Origin of the sequence: Apilactobacillus micheneri, assembly GCF_006493595.1 — a bacterium.
Lineage (GTDB): Bacteria > Bacillota > Bacilli > Lactobacillales > Lactobacillaceae > Apilactobacillus > Apilactobacillus micheneri.
Genome location: NZ_QUBI01000001.1, coordinates 76,712 through 93,187, shown reverse-complemented (window position 1 = coordinate 93,187; position 16,476 = coordinate 76,712). Strand labels below are relative to the sequence as shown.

Below are 16,476 nucleotides of genomic sequence, written 5' to 3'. Positions count from 1 at the left end.
AGGTGAAAGATAATGGAAGACAATATCCAAATGGGAACTCCAGCTTTTAGTAAGATGATGTTTGTATTAAACACTCCTGTTACTGAAGCTAATCATAAGTACTATCGTTTTATGAATGAAGAAATGCAACAAATTGCAGAAGACATTTGGGCAATGCCTGCTTACATGAAAGAAAATGATGACTTTTCAATGTTCTTTATTATTACCAAGATTGAATCAGGTGAAACGGTAATTGCTTTTGCGGAAGGTCATTTACAAGAAAATGATTTTTCATTGGGTCAACCAATGTCATCAGGTAAAGGGTTAAACAAGTTAAATGAACATGACGTAAAGCGTGCTAGTTCAGTGCTTCATTTTATCAATCAAATTTCTAAAGCAGCTGAAGGTAATTGGCGCATGCTTGAAGATTAATGAATTAACATTCCATTTTGATGGGATGTTTTTTATTTATAAAAAAGTAGAAAATCCTTTGCATTTATTTAAAATGGTGATATTATCTTTAAATCGAGTTTTAAATAATTAAATTGATAAAGGGGGGCTTGATCATGTTAATGAGAAGAGCACACATCGAAGATTTTGCAGCAATCAAACAAATTGTTTTCGAAGGAAAGGACTTACTGGCTAAACAAGGTGTTAACCAATGGCAAAATGGTTATCCTAATGCTGATTCATTAATGAATGATATTCTTAACCAATGGACTGTTGTACTAGAAGAAGACGGAGAAATTTTAGGTACCGCTGCCGTCATTCCTGGCAAAGATAACAGTTATGAACATTTAGATGGTAAATGGTTATCAAATGGCCCCTATGTATCAATTCATCGTGTGGCTGTTTCAAGTCACCACCATGGTCGTGGCTTATCACAAAAATTATTTGAAGCCATTTATGATGTCGTAAAAAATGTAAATGGTATTAATAGTATTCGTGTTGACACTAATCCTGGTAATTTAGTGATGCAACATGTTATTAAAAAAGCTGGTTTCGTAGAAACAGGTAAGGTAGTTCCAATTTCTGCAACTGCCAACACCGATGTTAGAAATTTTGCCTACGAACGTTTAATTAAACAACCATTATTAGTTTAAAAATGCCAAAAGGTCGCTTTCTTTTAAAGCGGCCTTTTTTTGTTATATGTATTTATTGTATAATTAATATAATAGATAGGAGGGAGTTTAAATGCATTCACATGATGAAGAACAAAACCAGATGACTGGTAGTCGCTTTTTGTTTGTGACCGTTTTAAATTCGTTAATTACGTTAGTTGAATTTATAGGTGGAATTTTATCTGGAAGTTTGTCACTACTATCAGATGCTTTTCATAATTTAGGTGATTCAGCTTCAGTGGTAGGCAGCTATTATGCACATCGTATTAGTGAACGTCCACAAAACAAATTTAATACTTTTGGTTATAAGCGCGCTCAAATTATTTCAGCATTTTTAAATTCAATTTTCTTGTTAATGATTTCGGCGGTATTAATTTTTGAAGCAATTCCAAAACTGTTTAAACCAGAACAAATTAATGGAAACTTGATGTTAATTGTTGCTGTGGTTTCAACAGTTGCTAATTTGATTTCAACTATTATGTTGAATCATGGTTCGAAAAATAATTTGAATGTTAGAGCTACATATTTACACTTATTAAGTGATACTTTAGCATCAATTGGCATTATCATTGGTGGAATTTTAATTAGATTATTTGGTTGGAATATTATTGATCCTTTAGTAACTATTATTGTGGCACTATATATTATTTCTGAAACATTCCCAATTATTAGTAAGACTATTAAAATTTTGATGCAAGGAGCACCACATATTGATTGCTATTCAATTCAGAAAGACTTATTGAGTATTGATGGAGTTACAGGTGTTCATCATGTTCATATTTGGTCAGTTGACGAAAATAGTATTATGTTTTCTGCTCATATTAATATGCAAGACATGATGATTAGCGATGCTGAAAAAATATATGATCCGATTACTAAATTACTTCATGATAAATACAATGTTGAACATGTTACATTACAGGCTGAAGTAGAGCGTGGTAAAAAAGAAGATTTGTTTTATGATAGTGGTACTGACATTAAATAATTAATAAAAAAATCTCAACCTCATTTGGAGGTTGAGATTTTTTATTTTATAGTCCAGCTGGTACTTTATCATATTTTGTTTGGTACCAATCTTCCCAAGGTAATTCAGAAGTACCATTAGCCAAAAAGTTAATGTCCAAATCTTTTAAAATTTCTCGATAATTTCTGCTGCAATATTTAACAGTATCTTTAGCAGCATGTTCAATTGATTCAAAACGATTACGATATACTTCGCGGTCGATATCCCATAAGAAAGAATTATTAATATCTTGACTAATTAGTTCCATGTTGCGATCTCGATACATTTTGACAAAGAATTTACTGAAACCTTTGACACTATTTTCTTGAGATTGTTCGCTGAGTTGATCGAACTTGAATAACTTTTCACTCATATTTCCATCTCCAGTTTCTTATAACTTATGTAACTTACAACTCAATTATATATTTTTTATTAAAAAAAGTTAAATAAAAATGGTAAAATTGTATTAAATGCTGTAGTATTAAATATTAAAACCCAATGCATTTAGATTTTGATTTAGGAGACGCTGATAAGAATGACCCCAAAAAAAGAGGACTATTTAAAAATTATATTTGAACTAGGTGGAACTAAAGATAAAGTTTCCAATAAAAGAATTGCAATCAGTTTAGATATAGCTGCAGCCTCTGTAACTGAAATGGTGAATAAATTACTTGAAGAAGGTTTGGTTTACCATGAACCTTATTCCGGTGTCTACTTAACAGAAAAAGGGATTAAGTTAGCTGAAGTGTTAGTTAGAAAACACCGTATTTGGGAAAGCTTTTTAGTTAATGAATTAAATTATCCACTTCCTGATTTAGATAAAGAAGCTGAAGTATTAGAACATGTTACAAGTGATCGTTTATTAAAAGCAATGTATGATAAACTTGGTCATCCTACTCATTGTCCACATGGTGGAGTAATTCCTAGTATGGATGGTCACTATAAAGAAGACAGCCATTTGTTACTAAATGACGCTAAAGATGGTGATACGGTAATCGTTGACCGTTTCATCGATAATCATGATCTATTAACTTATTTAGGCGATATTCAGCTTGATATTGGTGATAAGTTAAAAGTCATTAAGCATTCACCATTTGAAGGCCCAGTTACTGTACAAAATTTAACTGATAAACAAGAAAATGCAATTAGTTATAAAGCATCACATTATATTTTTATTAAGAATTCGAACGAATAAAACGAGGATAAGTGGATAACACTTAAAACTCGTTTTTTTATTTCACTTAAAATAATCCATGTTATAATTTGAAATAATATTATTGTTACGTAAAATGTAGGTGAATTTTTTGAATGAAAAAAGGAAAAGCAAACTAGTAGTGGAAACTTGTTTATTAGCAGGCAAAATCATGATTGAAAATGGTTCTGAAATGGTTAGAGTAAACGATACAATTGATCGTATTTGTCATAATGCGGGCTTTTCTGATAACCGTTCTTATGTGACTTTAACCGGAATTATAATGACAGTTAGCCCTGATATGGGTTCACAAGTTATTTCAATTGATAAACGTAGTTTCGATTTAGAAAAAGTTTCAGTAGTTAATGATTATTCTAGGCAATTTCAAGCTGGTTTGATTACTTTAGGCCAGTTTTATCATTCATTAAAGCATATTGATAAGCGTGTAACTAGATATCCATTTTGGGTTGAACTACTAGGGGCTGCGGTTGTTAGTGGAACCTTGGAAATTGTTTTTAGACATAATGCTTTTGATTTTTGGGCAGCTGCTTTTATTGGAGTTTTAGGTTGGCTTGTCTATAATGTTATCGATAAATATACTTCCATTAAATTTTTAAATGAATTTATATCTGCATTAACTATTGGTTTTGCTTCTATAGTTATGATTAGGATGCATTTAGCCAATAGTGCCGATGATTTAATTACTGGTGGATTAATGCCATTGGTTCCTGGAGTACCTATTACTAATGCGGTTCGTGATGTTTTATCAGGAAATTTAATTTCAGGACCTTCTCGTGGAGTTGAGGCCATCATGAGTGCTTGTGCTTTAGGATTTGGTGTGGCGATGGCAATTAAAATCATGGGATGAGGTGTTTATTTGGGACTATTTATTAATATTGTTTGTGTTTATTTAGCAACAATTGGTTTTGGATTATTAGTTAATTTACCTAAGCGAGCACTGAATGTGAGTGGAATTGTAAGTGTTTCTGGTTGGCTTGTTTATTTCTACATTAATACATATATAAGTGGATATATTTTTGCCAATTTATTTGGAACTTTTACAGTCGGAATTTTAAGTATTTTTGCATCACGTTATAAAAAAATGCCGGTTATTATTTTTAATATTCCAGCTTTAGTACCACTTGTTCCTGGAGGACAGGCATATCAAGTTATGAAATCATTGGCAACTGGTAACTTTATTTTAGCTAAATCCAATTTAATCCAAGTTGTATTTATTGCAGGAGCAATTGCTTCTGGTTTCCTATTTTCCGAATTTTTAAACCAACTATACATTCGTTGGCGTGTTAATTTAGCAAATAAAAAGAGCAATGAAAAATAATTTTCATTGCTCTTTTTTATTATTGTCCTAAGAAGAAACTAAAGATTAAGACTAATAGTACGAACGTTGTGATATAAACGTATAACATATCATGTTCTTTATAAAATGAATATATTGAAACGATTACTCGTAAAACAGGGGTAAGAATTAAGCAAAATATTCCTAACATCATAATTGCATATGGCTTTAATCGGACAATGCCATGAAAAATTTCTTTAAATGATGAGGGATGATAATTACCAGCATATCCAGAATTACCAGTAATAAGGAACATTAGTAGGCCAATTATCATAATTGCAGCTGATATGATAACCCCAATTCTTAGGATTTTACCAATTACTAATTCAATTTCATTCATTTCTGCTTTAGTGGTTTGCTTAGAATTGTTCATTTGTTAACCTCCTAGAAACCTTTAATAACCATGCTAATACCAATATACAATAGTATTGGTACGAAACAGATTCGAATCCATCTTGCTGGTAAAATTTGCATGATTCTTGATCCGATTGTTGCTCCAACTAAAATTCCTAATGCTAATGGTACTGCAATGTATGGCAAGATTGATCCATTAAAGAAATAAACAGTAGCAGATGCAGCTGCTGTAACTCCCATCATTAAATTACTAGTAGCACTGGAAGGCTTTAATGGCATTTTCATAAATGTATCCATAGCAATAACTTTAAAAGCCCCGGAACCAATCCCTAATAATCCAGAAGCTAATCCGGCACCAAACATTACTGATAAACCACCAGGGATGTTTTCAACTTTATAGTCAATTTGTTTATGCTCAGCTTTATCATAATAGCTACCGTTTAAGCGCATTTTTTGAGCAATCTTATCATTTTTATTGCTAAGATTAGATTTATTTTTATTCATTAATTTGCGCGCCATGTTGAATGATGAAAATAATAATAGCAATCCAAATAATATGTAAAGATATTTTGGTTCTAAAATCCCAGTTAATAATGCTCCAGAAACGGCTCCAATAGTAGTAGCAATTTCTAAAAACATTGCTACTCGAAGATTCAAGACCTCATCCTTTAAATATGCGATTGTTGATCCAGAACTGGTAGCAATTACTACGATGACACTAGCTCCAATGGCATATTTAATGTCTAGATGACAAGCTAAAGTCAAAATGGGGGTGACGATAATTCCGCCACCTAATCCTAAGATAGCACCAGCAATTCCAGCAAATAGGCCAATGACTATCATAAGTATTACTGTTCCAATCATGATTTTGCCTCCTAAAGTATTTAATTGTTTTTATTATAACAATGATTGAATTATATACCTTTGAAAGTGATTTTTATAATTTTTATTAAAATATGAATGCATATATATTAGCTATGTTATACTAAATTTAAAACTTTTTTAGGGGGATTAAGGTTTCATGATAATTGATAAGGATAATAAAAGAATATTCAAAATCACTTTGGGATTAATATTATCATTATTTGTTTCTATTTCAGTGATTATGAATTCTGGTTATTTAAAATTTATTGATTCAATTATTATCGGATCAATTCAGAAGTCACAAGGTGGATTTAAAGAACAATTGATGCACTTATCGACTACATTAGCTAGTCCTAAAATGGATATTGTGTGGATATTAATTATTGCATTTTTCCTTTGGGGATTTAGAAATAAAATTGTTGCGCTATGGTCAATATTCACTATTATTGGTGGCGATGTTGTTGCCTTTATTGTTAAAAATATCGTTAGAAGACCACGTCCATCATTACATAGTGCAGCCGATACTGGATTTAGTTTCCCTAGTGGACATGTTTTTGGAATCTTTATTGTGATTAGTATTATATGGATTGTATTGGTGCCAATGATTAAGAGTTGGAAGAAGCAATTATTTATACAAATTATAACTTTTATTTTCTTATTGTTAGTGATGGCATCACGTATTTATTTGAATGCTCATTATCCTACTGATACTTTAGGAGCTGCCTTTGTTGCTTATACATGGGTACAAATTTCTGAAACATTTTATGTTAGATATGCTCAGCGCCTAAAAGAGCATTGGCGTCCAGTTCGTCGTTCATATTTATAAATTAAAAAGCTGATATCATTTTGATATCAGCTTTTTTTATAGAATTTGTTTTAACCAATCATTTGATAAATCAAACCATTTAGCAACGTGTGGATTATTGGAAGCTTCATTCCAAGCAGTAACTGAATTAGCTAATGCCATTCCATGAGGCCCATGGTGAAAAATGTGTAATTCATTATCGATATTATGTTGGTTTAAGCTCATTGAATATTTTAAAGAATTATTAACTGGCACAAATGGATCATCTGCGGTATGCCAAATAAATGTAGGAGCATTAGTATCAGTTACATGTTCTGCAGCAGCTAGTTCTTTTTGATCACTAACCCAGTTATCGATAGTTTCTTTGTCGCCTGGAAAACCAAGTGTTAAATCGGTCACTGGGTAATTTAGAATCACTGCATTTGGTTTTAATATTTTAGCATCTGATAAATCTACCTTATCCATTAACCACTTACTATCATAAAAGTCATTGTATAGACTGGTAATGTGACCACCAATTGAAAATCCAGAAATAACAATTTTATTAGGGTCAATGTTCCATTTTCTAGCATTTTTACGAATCATTTTAATAGCGTTTGCTAATTCTACTAGTGGGTTAGGTAGTAATGGGCGTGCTTCTTGTTCAAAGGTATATCGAACAAAGAAACTTTGATATCCCTTAGCTGAATAATTTAAGGCAATACTTTCCGCTTGGACCATTGGAATGTGGTTATAAGAACCGCCGGGAAGAATGATAATGGCGGGATGTTTGAAATTATTAGTTTCAACATCTGCAGGTCTAAGGTATCCTTGAATAAAAGCGTTTGAATTTTTACGAATTGATTCTTTTATTATTTTCATATTTACACCTCAAATATATAATATCTGTGATTATTTTAACGCAAGAATGGTGGTAATGTCTGTTGAAGAATATAAATATTAACTTAGGTGAAATTAAATTAGACACCCTAAATCCTAATGATTTTAAAGATTATTGGGAAATGATTGCTAATGATCAAGTAGCCAAAAAGACTGGTTTTGAACCAGTTAAAGATGAAAGTAAAGCTAAAATGCTTTTCCAGTCAGAAAATGAAGATCATGTTACTTTTGTGATTCGATTAGTGGATTCTGGGAAAGTTATTGGTTTAATTAATTTATTTCCCGAGATTGGTGAAAATTTTGAACCAGTTTATGATAATTTGGAATTAGGTTATTTCATGAATAATAATTATCAAAAAAGAGGTTATATGACAAAGGCTTTGTCAGCAGTTCTTGAAAATTTTGACGAAGCTTCTTTAATTGAAGCAACTGTTAATCAAAATAACGAGCCTTCAATGAAAGTGTTAAATAAACTAGGCTTTCATCAAATTGATAAATATGATGGTTATAAGACATTCGAATTAAAATTATCATAGTTATTGTTTAATTAACTTATATGTTATATAATTACTTAGTAAATCTAAGAAGAGGCGCAAATGACATTAATAACCAATCTTTGTCAATAAAGTGATGTATATAGATTGGTGAAAGGGGATTTTGCCGAAACTAATAGCTGCTTTATCAACTATTAGTTGGGGCTCAGTTGAATAAGCTGAGGACTGTCGTAGTTTTTCTACGGAGTGCTTTCTAGGATCAATAATTAAAATTTGATTGATTACGGATCTCTTCTTATATATAGGGGAGATCCTTTTTAGTTATTTTTCTGATGGCACCTCTTAGAATCATAAGAGAGGATGACATATTATGAGTGAAAACTCACAGGATAAAGGGGTAAAGAGACGACTTAAGACAAGACATGTTTCGATGATTGCCCTAGGAGGTTCAATTGGAACCGGATTATTTGTTGCTTCAGGTTCAGTTATTAGTCAAGCTGGACCAGGTGGAGCATTAGTTGCTTACTTCTTAATGGGACTAATGGTTTACTTTTTAATGACTAGTTTGGGGGAAATGGCTACTAACACACCTGTTTCTGGTTCATTTTCTGTTTATGCAGCTAAATATGTAGATCCTGCTTTAGGATTTGCGATGGGATGGAATTATTGGTTTAACTGGGCAATTACCGTGGCAGTTGATATTAGTACGGCTGCCTTGGTAATGAAATTCTGGTTACCTAATATGCCGAGTTGGATATTTAGTGCGATTACTTTAGCGCTAATATTGTTAATCAATGCTTTATCAGTTAAAGCTTTTGGTGAAACTGAGTTTTGGATGTCATTGATTAAAGTTATTACTATCTTCGTCTTTTTAGGTGTAGGAATTTTAACTATTTTTGGTATTATGGGTGGTCATACCATTGGGTTATCTAACTTCCACTATAAACAAGCACCATTTGTTGGTGGCATTCCAATGATTTTAGCAGTTTTTGTGGTTGCTGGGTTCTCATTCCAAGGAACAGAACTAGTTGGGATTACAGCAGGTGAAGCTGATAATCCTAGTAAGGCAGTTCCTCGTGCAATTAAAGATGTCTTTTGGCGCATTATTTTATTTTATATTTTAGCTATTTTTGTAATTGGTGCCATTATTCCATACACTAGTCCTGATCTATTAGGATCAAGTGCTAGTGACGTTGCAATTAGTCCATTTACAATTGTTTTCAAGCGTGCAGGGCTAGCAGCAGCGGCTTCAATTATGAATGCGGTCATCTTAACTTCAGTAATTTCATCAGCCAATTCAGGGATGTATGCTTCCACTAGAATGCTATATTCAATGTCACATGAAGGGTATGCACCTAAGATTATGGGACGTACCAACAAGCGTGGAATTCCTTATCTTGCTTTGGGTGCAACTACTTTAGTTTCATTGGCTACATTTATTAGTAGTATTGCTGGACCACAAATTTATGTTTGGTTAGTAGCTGCTTCTGGTTTAACTGGATTCATTGCTTGGGTTGGAATTGCACTTTCACACTTTAGATTTAGACGTGCATTTATCAAACAAGGTCATAGTTTAGATGAACTAAAATACCATGCAACATGGTTCCCAACCGGTCCAATTATTACTTTAATTATTTGTATTTTAGTTATTTGTGGTCAAGATATCTCTTCATTTGTAAACTTTAATTGGCAACAAATTGGAATTACTTATATTTCAGTACCATTAGTATTTATTTTATATTTTGCATATAAATTCAAAAATCATACTAAGATTATCCCATTAGATAAAGTAGATGTTTCACCTACTGATTTAAGAGATAAAGAATAAAATTAAAGGATGCCTCTTATTTTGAATAGGGCATCTTTTTTACTGGTTTAAAATATTTAATGTAACTTTTTTAATTATGTATTAAAATATAAATATTATTGATTTATTTAAGGAGAATTACATGCTGGTACTAGCAGGAACTATTGGAGCAGGAAAGACTTCATTAACTAGATTATTGTCTGAACATTTGGATTCGACTGGCTATTATGAATCGGTTGATGATAACGAAATTTTGCCATTATTTTATAAAGATCCTAAACGTTATGCCTTTTTATTACAAATTTATTTTTTGAATACTAGATTTGAAAACCTTGAACAAGCACAAAGTGAAAAGTTAAGCGTGATGGATCGTTCAATCTATGAAGATTCATTGATGTTTAGATTGAATGCAGATATGAATCGTGCTACTGAAACTGAAGCTGATATTTATGATTCTTTATTGGAAAATATGATGGAGGAAATTCCCAATTCATCACTACAAAAGAACCCAGACTTATTAATTCATATTAATATTTCATTTGATACAATGTTAAAACGAATTAAAAAGCGTGGACGTAGTTTTGAACAAGTAGATAATGATCCAAGTTTATATGATTATTATCAGGATTTAAACGATCGTTATAATAATTTTTATAAAAATTATGACCAATCGCCAAAAATTCAAATTGATGGCGATAAATATGATTTTATTGAAAATGAGAATGATCGTAAAAAAGTTTTACAGCAGATTGATAATAAGTTAAAAGAATTGAATTTAAAATAGTTGATTATCTAAAATAGATGTAATATTATTATTTATAGATGCAAACGCGATGTATGTTTATTAGTAGACATCAAGAGATGTGATGGTTGGTGAAAATCACAAGTCGAAATTTCCGGCATACGAAAAGCGGGTAGGTAATGCTACACGGTAAGTGACCGTTATCACAATACGAGTGTTTAGTTATGACTAAGAACTTGGGTGGTACCGCGAAAAGAAGGCCTTCGTCCCAATTGGATGAGGCCTTCTTTTTTATTATCTATTACTAGGAGGTATTACTTATGTTAGACATGAAAATGATTAGACAAAATCCTGATTTTATTAAGGATAAATTAGCAACTAGAGGGATTAAAGCTGAAACTATTGATGAATTGATTGGATATGATGAAAAACGCCGTGAATTAATTCTTAAGAGTGAAACTTTAAAGGCTAATAAGAACAAAGCATCTAAGAAAATTGCCGAAGCAAAACGCAATAAAGAAGATGCAACAGATGCTATTAATGAGATGAAGCAAGTCGGTGCTGATATTAAACAATTAGATGCCGATCTAGAAAAAACTGAAAAAGATCAACACGATTTAGCTGCGCATTTACCAAATATTCCAGCAGATGGGGTTCCTGAAAGCTTAACTGAAGAAGGTGCCGTAGAATTACGTAAGATTGGTAAACCACGTAATTTTAAATTTGAACCAAAACATCATTGGGATATTGGCGAAAAGCTAGGAATTTTAAACTTTGATGCTAGTGCTAAAGTTGCTGGTAGTCGTTTTGTATATTACATGGGGGCAGGTGCTAAACTAGAACGTGCCGTATATAACTTTTATTTAGATCAAAACGATAAAGCAGGTTATACTGAAGTTTTACCACCATACATGGTAAATTCAGCTTCAATGTATGGAACAGGTCAATTTCCTAAATTCTTAGAAAATAAGGCCGGTTTTGAGATTGCTGATAGTGATTTAACTATGATTCCAACTGCTGAAGTTCCACTGGTTAATTATTATCGTGATGATGTTATTCCAACTGAAAAATTACCAGTTAAATTTACTGCTTTAACACCTGCATTTAGATCAGAAGCAGGTAGTGCTGGTCGTGATACTCGTGGTTTGATTCGTTTACACCAATTTAACAAGGTTGAAATGGTACAATTTACTAAGCCTGAAGATTCATGGGATGCATTAGAAAGTATTACTGAACATGCGGAATCACTACTTAAATTGTTGAAGATTCCATACCATGTTATTACTTTAACTACTAGTGATATGAGTTTTACTGCTGCAATGACTCATGATCTTGAAGTTTGGATGCCTGCTCAAGGTCGTTATCGTGAAATTTCAAGTTGTTCAAATACCACTGATTTCCAAGCTAGAAGAGCACATATCCAATACCGTGATGAAAATGGTAAATTACAATATGTTCATACATTAAATGGTTCTGGACTTGCAGTTGGAAGAACAGTTGCAGCCATTTTAGAAAATTATCAAAATGAAGATGGTACTGTTGATATTCCAGAAGTATTACAACCATATATGCATGGAATGAAGAAAATTAGTAAAGAAAATTAGTTTAATAATATTTAAAGAGCAATCATTGATTGCTCTTTTTTTATAAAATTTAAAATTAAGGGTAGACAATTCATTGTATGTTAGATATAATATTTTTTGTTGAGTTTTTTGAAATAAACAATTTAATTAATTATTAAAAAAGTTGTTGACTTTATAAAAAACAAATGATATTATTAAATAGTTGTCTTGTTGAGATAACTTATCGGAATGACCTCATGGAGGATTAGCTCAGTTGGGAGAGCATCTGCCTTACAAGCAGGAGGTCACAGGTTCGAGCCCTGTATCCTCCATTGAGCCGTTAGCTCAGCCGGTAGAGCATCTGACTTTTAATCAGAGGGTCGGCAGTTCGAACCTGCCACGGCTCATTACAATTAAAAAAGCAACTTGCGGGCGTGGCGGAATTGGCAGACGCGCTAGATTTAGGTTCTAGTTTCTATATGGAAGTGGGGGTTCGAATCCCTTCGCCCGCATTATGCATAGCATATGTTGCCGACTTAGCTCAGTTGGCTAGAGCGCTTCACTAGTAATGAAGAGGTCGGGTGTTCGAATCATCTAGTCGGCATATGCGGAAGTAGTTCAGTGGTAGAACATCACCTTGCCATGGTGGGGGTCGCGAGTTCGAATCTCGTCTTCCGCTTTTTATATTGTAATATGTCTGCCGGGGTGGCGGAATTGGCAGACGCACAGGACTTAAAATCCTGCGGTTAGTAATAACCGTACCGGTTCGATCCCGGTCCTCGGCATTTAACTGAATATAATTTATTTTGCACCCATAGCGCAACTGGATAGAGTGTCTGACTACGAATCAGAAGGTTGTAGGTTCGAGTCCTACTGGGTGCATTTTTTATTTCCTCGGGAAGTAGCTCAGCTTGGTAGAGCACCTGGTTTGGGACCAGGGGGTCGCAGGTTCGAATCCTGTCTTCCCGATAATAATTTTATTTTGAGAAAATGATTTGACTATTAATTGCTTTTGTAAGAGAGTAATGACGTAGGAAAGTTGTTTTCTCATTTTTTGTCTATAAATAATTCAAAATACTTTTATTTTGTAGAATAACTACGTATAATAAAAGTCAATATTAGTCAAAGATGGGACGGTTATTTATATGCAAGGTAAAAATCTGTCTGATGTTATTGAAGCGTATTTAAAGAAAATATTGGCTAATGACGAAAAAGTTGAAATTAGTCGATCTGATATTGCCAACCTTTTCGATGTAGTTCCATCTCAAATTAACTATGTTATAAAAACCAGATTTACCATTCAAAATGGTTACACTGTTGAAAGTAAACGTGGCGGTGGTGGATATATAAGAATTGAAAAGGTTAAGTTGCTTGATAATTTAGATATTTTGGATACACTGATTAATGCAATTGGTGATTCAATATCTCAACGTGAAGGTAAGGCAGTGATTGGAACATTGTTAGCAAATGAATTAGTTACTGTTAATGAAGCTGACTTGTTATCAGCTGCAAGTGATAAGCAAACTTTATCCATTGGCAATAAAGAATTAGAAAATGAAATTAGAGCTAAGATTATGGTTTCAATATTGAATCATTTGAGATACAAAAGCTAGAAAGTGGGGCTACTTTATGGATAACATTTTTACTCCAAGCGCAAAGAACGTTTTAATTTTAGCACAAGAACAAGCGAAAATTTTTGGTCACCAAGCTGTTGGTACTGAACATTTATTATTAGCTTTAACAATTGAAAAAAATGGCATTGCTTATTCAGCATTAAAACAAAGCGGTGTCTCTGAAGATGACGTCAAAGGTGAAATTGAACTTGTAATTGGTTATGGAAACTTTAAGGATCCTGATAAGAACACTTATTTACCATATTCTCCTAAGTCTCAAGGTGTACTTACACTTTCTGGACAATTAGCTAAAAGATATGGTTCTATCAAGATTGGAACTGAACATTTACTATTAGCATTGTTGGATACACCTGATATTTTATCTAATCGATTGTTAAATAACCTGGGGACTAATGAAACTTCAGTTCCAAATGTAAAAACAGTTTTATTACGTAAAATGGGTGTTTCTGCCAATGACAATACTAAACACATCCCATTCCCTGGTTCTAGAGAATCTAAAAATAAAGCAGGAACTCCTACATTGGATTCATTAGCTACTGATTTAACTCAACAAGCTCGTGATGGCTTAATTGATCCTACTATTGGTCGTGATGGTGTCATTAAACGAGTAGTCCAAGTTCTAAGTCGTCGTACTAAAAATAATCCCGTTTTACTAGGTGAAGCAGGAGTTGGTAAAACAGCTGTTGTTGAAGGATTAGCTCGTAAAATGGTTAAAAAAGAAGTACCAGAAGATATTTCTGGTAAACGTTTAATGATGCTTGAAATGGGTACTTTAGTTGCTGGAACTAAATATCGTGGAGAATTTGAAAAACGTTTAATGAAGATTATTCAAGAAATTAAAGCTGATGGTCATGTAATTCTATTTATTGATGAATTGCATACACTAATGGGCGCTGGTGGTGCTGAAGGTGCTATTGATGCATCTAATATTCTAAAACCAGCATTAGCTCGTGGTGAAATTCAAACCATTGGTGCTACAACCTTAAATGAATATCAAAAACACATTGAAAAAGATGGCGCTTTAGCAAGACGTTTTGAAACAGTTGATGTTCCAGAACCTACTAAAGAAGAAACTAAACAAATTTTACAAGGTATTCGTCCTAAATATGAAGATCATCATCAAGTTAAGATTACGGATGAAGCTATTGATAAAGCTGTTGACCTATCAACCAGATATATCAGTGACCGTTTCTTGCCAGATAAGGCAATTGACTTAATTGATGAATCTGCTGCAATGGTTAGAATCAATAATTTAGATGATTCAGATAAATTATCTGAAAAAGAAGCCAAATTAGATGAATACAAGAACAAAATGGAAGAAGCCATTGAAAGTCAAAAATTTGAAGAGGCTGTTAAGATTCGTGAACAAGAACAAAGCCTTCGTTTAGAAATTGAAGCTGAAGCATCTAAGCTAGAGGATAAAAAAGCTCAAGCTAAACAAGATCGTGACTATAATCTAAAGGATACTGGCGAAGATGTTGCTCAAATTGTTTCTGAATGGACAGGAATTCCAGTTACTAAAATGAAGCAATCAGATGCTAACCGCTTAGTTAATCTAGAAAATATTTTACACAAAAAGATTATTGGACAAGATGAAGCTGTATCTGCGGTTTCACGTGCTATTAGAAGAGCTCGTAGTGGATTGAAAAATCCAAACCGTCCAATTGGTTCATTTATCTTCTTAGGACCTACTGGTGTTGGTAAGACTGAACTAGCTAAGGACTTAGCTGAAGAAATGTTTGGATCAAAAGATGATATTATCCGAATTGATATGTCTGAATATATGGAAAAAACTTCTACTAGTCGCATGGTTGGTTCAGCACCTGGTTATGTTGGCTATGATGAAGGCGGTCAATTAACTGAAAAAGTTAGAAGACATCCTTACTCAGTCGTTTTATTTGATGAAGTTGAAAAAGCGCATCCAGATGTATTTAATCTATTATTACAAGTCTTAGATGATGGATACTTGACTGATGCTAAGGGTCGTCGTGTTGACTTTAGAAATACAGTTTTGATTATGACTTCAAACTTAGGTGCTACAACTTTACGTGATAAGAAGACAGTAGGTTTTGGTGCAGAGTCAGAAGATCAAGAAGCAAATCAATATAAAGAAATGTCAGCTACTATTAAGAGTCAAATGAGAAGATTCTTTAAACCTGAATTCTTAAATCGTATTGATGAAACTATTATTTTCCATGAACTTAATAAGAAACAAGTTCAACAAATTGTTAAATTAATGGCTAATGACTTACTTGTTCGTGTAAAAGAACAAGGAATCAATATTAAGGTAACTCCTAGTGCTGTTGATTTAATCGCTGAAAAAGGATTTAATCCTGAATTTGGTGCTCGTCCTATTAGAAGAACTATTCAAACTGAAGTTGAAGATAAACTTTCAGAAGCAATGTTATCTGGTGAAATTAAACCTGGTGACAATGTGAGCGTTGGAGCTTCAAAAGGGCAAATTAATATTGTTAAAAAAGAAAATAATAAAAAAGAAACTGTAAAATTATAGAATTTAAAAAGAGGGATTTTATTCCTCTTTTTTTGTATAATCATTGACTTTATTTTTTGATACGTGTATTATACTAAATATGTAACTACGAAGTTAAATGTGTGCTGGCGATCTATTGTCCGTCAAGCATGCTTATAATTAACCAAAAATAAGTTTATTTAGTTTACTTAT

17 protein-coding genes, 8 tRNA genes and 1 riboswitch are annotated in these 16,476 nt (G+C 32.8%); of the genes, 21 read left to right on the top strand and 4 right to left on the bottom strand.

Annotation, left to right across the window (positions count from 1 at the left end; genetic code table 11):
* Window positions 1-12 precede the first annotated feature (12 nt).
* The 3 genes from DY123_RS00555 to DY123_RS00545 all read left to right on the top strand — a co-directional run bounded on the left by DY123_RS00555 (window position 13) and on the right by DY123_RS00545 (window position 2,085).
* On the top strand, window positions 13-411 hold the full coding sequence (locus DY123_RS00555; protein WP_140934283.1) for a hypothetical protein: 399 nt from the start codon (window positions 13-15) through the stop codon (window positions 409-411).
* 134 nt (window positions 412-545) lie between these two features.
* Window positions 546-1,082, top strand: a complete 537-nt coding sequence (locus DY123_RS00550) for a GNAT family N-acetyltransferase (RefSeq protein WP_140934282.1) — start codon at window positions 546-548, stop codon at window positions 1,080-1,082.
* Between the two features lie 91 nt (window positions 1,083-1,173).
* Entirely contained in the window at window positions 1,174-2,085 is a 912-nt protein-coding gene (locus DY123_RS00545) for a cation diffusion facilitator family transporter (protein WP_140925968.1), read from the top strand.
* Window positions 2,086-2,131: 46 nt separating this feature from the next.
* Here DY123_RS00545 and DY123_RS00540 read toward each other — a convergent pair whose 3' ends face one another.
* Complete coding sequence (locus DY123_RS00540; protein ID WP_140925969.1) at window positions 2,132-2,476, bottom strand: hypothetical protein; 345 nt, start codon at window positions 2,474-2,476, stop codon at window positions 2,132-2,134.
* A gap of 162 nt (window positions 2,477-2,638) precedes the next feature.
* Here DY123_RS00540 and DY123_RS00535 point away from each other — a divergent pair, with 162 nt between their 5' ends.
* The 3 genes from DY123_RS00535 (at window position 2,639) to DY123_RS00525 (ending at window position 4,634) form a co-directional block, all read left to right on the top strand.
* Window positions 2,639-3,298 carry a metal-dependent transcriptional regulator gene (locus DY123_RS00535; RefSeq protein WP_108983222.1) on the top strand — a complete coding sequence of 220 codons (660 nt, stop codon included), beginning with the start codon at window positions 2,639-2,641 and terminating at the stop codon, window positions 3,296-3,298.
* Between the two features lie 109 nt (window positions 3,299-3,407).
* Window positions 3,408-4,163: a threonine/serine exporter family protein gene (locus DY123_RS00530; protein WP_108983223.1), complete on the top strand. Its 756-nt coding sequence runs from the start codon at window positions 3,408-3,410 to the stop codon at window positions 4,161-4,163.
* A gap of 9 nt (window positions 4,164-4,172) precedes the next feature.
* The gene (locus DY123_RS00525; protein ID WP_140934281.1) at window positions 4,173-4,634 is read left to right on the top strand and encodes a threonine/serine exporter family protein; all 462 of its coding nucleotides are present in this window, start codon (window positions 4,173-4,175) and stop codon (window positions 4,632-4,634) included.
* Between the two features lie 19 nt (window positions 4,635-4,653).
* Here the strand turns inward: DY123_RS00525 and DY123_RS00520 are convergent, their stop codons facing one another.
* On the bottom strand, window positions 4,654-5,025 hold the full coding sequence (locus tag DY123_RS00520) for a DUF1634 domain-containing protein (protein ID WP_108983225.1): 372 nt from the start codon (window positions 5,023-5,025) through the stop codon (window positions 4,654-4,656).
* Between the two features lie 11 nt (window positions 5,026-5,036).
* Window positions 5,037-5,870: a sulfite exporter TauE/SafE family protein gene (locus DY123_RS00515; RefSeq protein ID WP_140922221.1), complete on the bottom strand. Its 834-nt coding sequence runs from the start codon at window positions 5,868-5,870 to the stop codon at window positions 5,037-5,039.
* 157 nt (window positions 5,871-6,027) lie between these two features.
* Here DY123_RS00515 and DY123_RS00510 point away from each other — a divergent pair, with 157 nt between their 5' ends.
* Window positions 6,028-6,696, top strand: coding sequence for a phosphatase PAP2 family protein (locus DY123_RS00510; protein ID WP_105963791.1), 669 nt, complete (start codon window positions 6,028-6,030; stop codon window positions 6,694-6,696).
* Window positions 6,697-6,732: 36 nt separating this feature from the next.
* Here DY123_RS00510 and DY123_RS00505 read toward each other — a convergent pair whose 3' ends face one another.
* Window positions 6,733-7,536, bottom strand: a complete 804-nt coding sequence (locus DY123_RS00505; protein WP_140934280.1) for a lp_1002 family arylesterase — start codon at window positions 7,534-7,536, stop codon at window positions 6,733-6,735.
* Window positions 7,537-7,598: 62 nt separating this feature from the next.
* Between DY123_RS00505 and DY123_RS00500 the strand changes: the two genes are divergently transcribed.
* From DY123_RS00500 to DY123_RS00435, 14 genes are all read left to right on the top strand, one after another.
* Window positions 7,599-8,090 (top strand): GNAT family N-acetyltransferase, encoded by a 492-nt coding sequence (locus DY123_RS00500; RefSeq protein WP_140934279.1) that lies wholly within the window; start codon window positions 7,599-7,601, stop codon window positions 8,088-8,090.
* A gap of 41 nt (window positions 8,091-8,131) precedes the next feature.
* Window positions 8,132-8,308, top strand: a riboswitch (Lysine riboswitch).
* A 110-nt stretch (window positions 8,309-8,418) separates the two neighbouring features.
* Window positions 8,419-9,876 (top strand): amino acid permease, encoded by a 1,458-nt coding sequence (locus tag DY123_RS00495; RefSeq protein ID WP_108982478.1) that lies wholly within the window; start codon window positions 8,419-8,421, stop codon window positions 9,874-9,876.
* A 121-nt stretch (window positions 9,877-9,997) separates the two neighbouring features.
* On the top strand, window positions 9,998-10,639 hold the full coding sequence (locus DY123_RS00490; protein WP_140934278.1) for a deoxynucleoside kinase: 642 nt from the start codon (window positions 9,998-10,000) through the stop codon (window positions 10,637-10,639).
* A 278-nt stretch (window positions 10,640-10,917) separates the two neighbouring features.
* Window positions 10,918-12,201, top strand: a complete 1,284-nt coding sequence (gene serS / locus DY123_RS00485; protein ID WP_105963786.1) for a serine--tRNA ligase — start codon at window positions 10,918-10,920, stop codon at window positions 12,199-12,201.
* Window positions 12,202-12,418: 217 nt separating this feature from the next.
* Window positions 12,419-12,491 (top strand) — tRNA-Val (locus tag DY123_RS00480).
* 2 nt (window positions 12,492-12,493) lie between these two features.
* Window positions 12,494-12,566, top strand: a tRNA-Lys gene (locus tag DY123_RS00475).
* A gap of 21 nt (window positions 12,567-12,587) precedes the next feature.
* Window positions 12,588-12,671: transfer RNA gene (locus tag DY123_RS00470), tRNA-Leu, on the top strand.
* A gap of 18 nt (window positions 12,672-12,689) precedes the next feature.
* Window positions 12,690-12,763: transfer RNA gene (locus DY123_RS00465), tRNA-Thr, on the top strand.
* A 3-nt stretch (window positions 12,764-12,766) separates the two neighbouring features.
* Window positions 12,767-12,838, top strand: a tRNA-Gly gene (locus DY123_RS00460).
* 20 nt (window positions 12,839-12,858) lie between these two features.
* Window positions 12,859-12,944: transfer RNA gene (locus DY123_RS00455), tRNA-Leu, on the top strand.
* Window positions 12,945-12,967: 23 nt separating this feature from the next.
* Window positions 12,968-13,041, top strand: a tRNA-Arg gene (locus tag DY123_RS00450).
* Between the two features lie 13 nt (window positions 13,042-13,054).
* A tRNA-Pro gene (locus tag DY123_RS00445) sits at window positions 13,055-13,128 on the top strand.
* Window positions 13,129-13,304: 176 nt separating this feature from the next.
* Window positions 13,305-13,772 carry a CtsR family transcriptional regulator gene (locus DY123_RS00440; RefSeq protein WP_105963785.1) on the top strand — a complete coding sequence of 156 codons (468 nt, stop codon included), beginning with the start codon at window positions 13,305-13,307 and terminating at the stop codon, window positions 13,770-13,772.
* Between the two features lie 16 nt (window positions 13,773-13,788).
* Entirely contained in the window at window positions 13,789-16,305 is a 2,517-nt protein-coding gene (locus DY123_RS00435) for an ATP-dependent Clp protease ATP-binding subunit (RefSeq protein WP_108982474.1), read from the top strand.
* The last annotated feature ends 171 nt before the right edge of the window (window positions 16,306-16,476 follow it).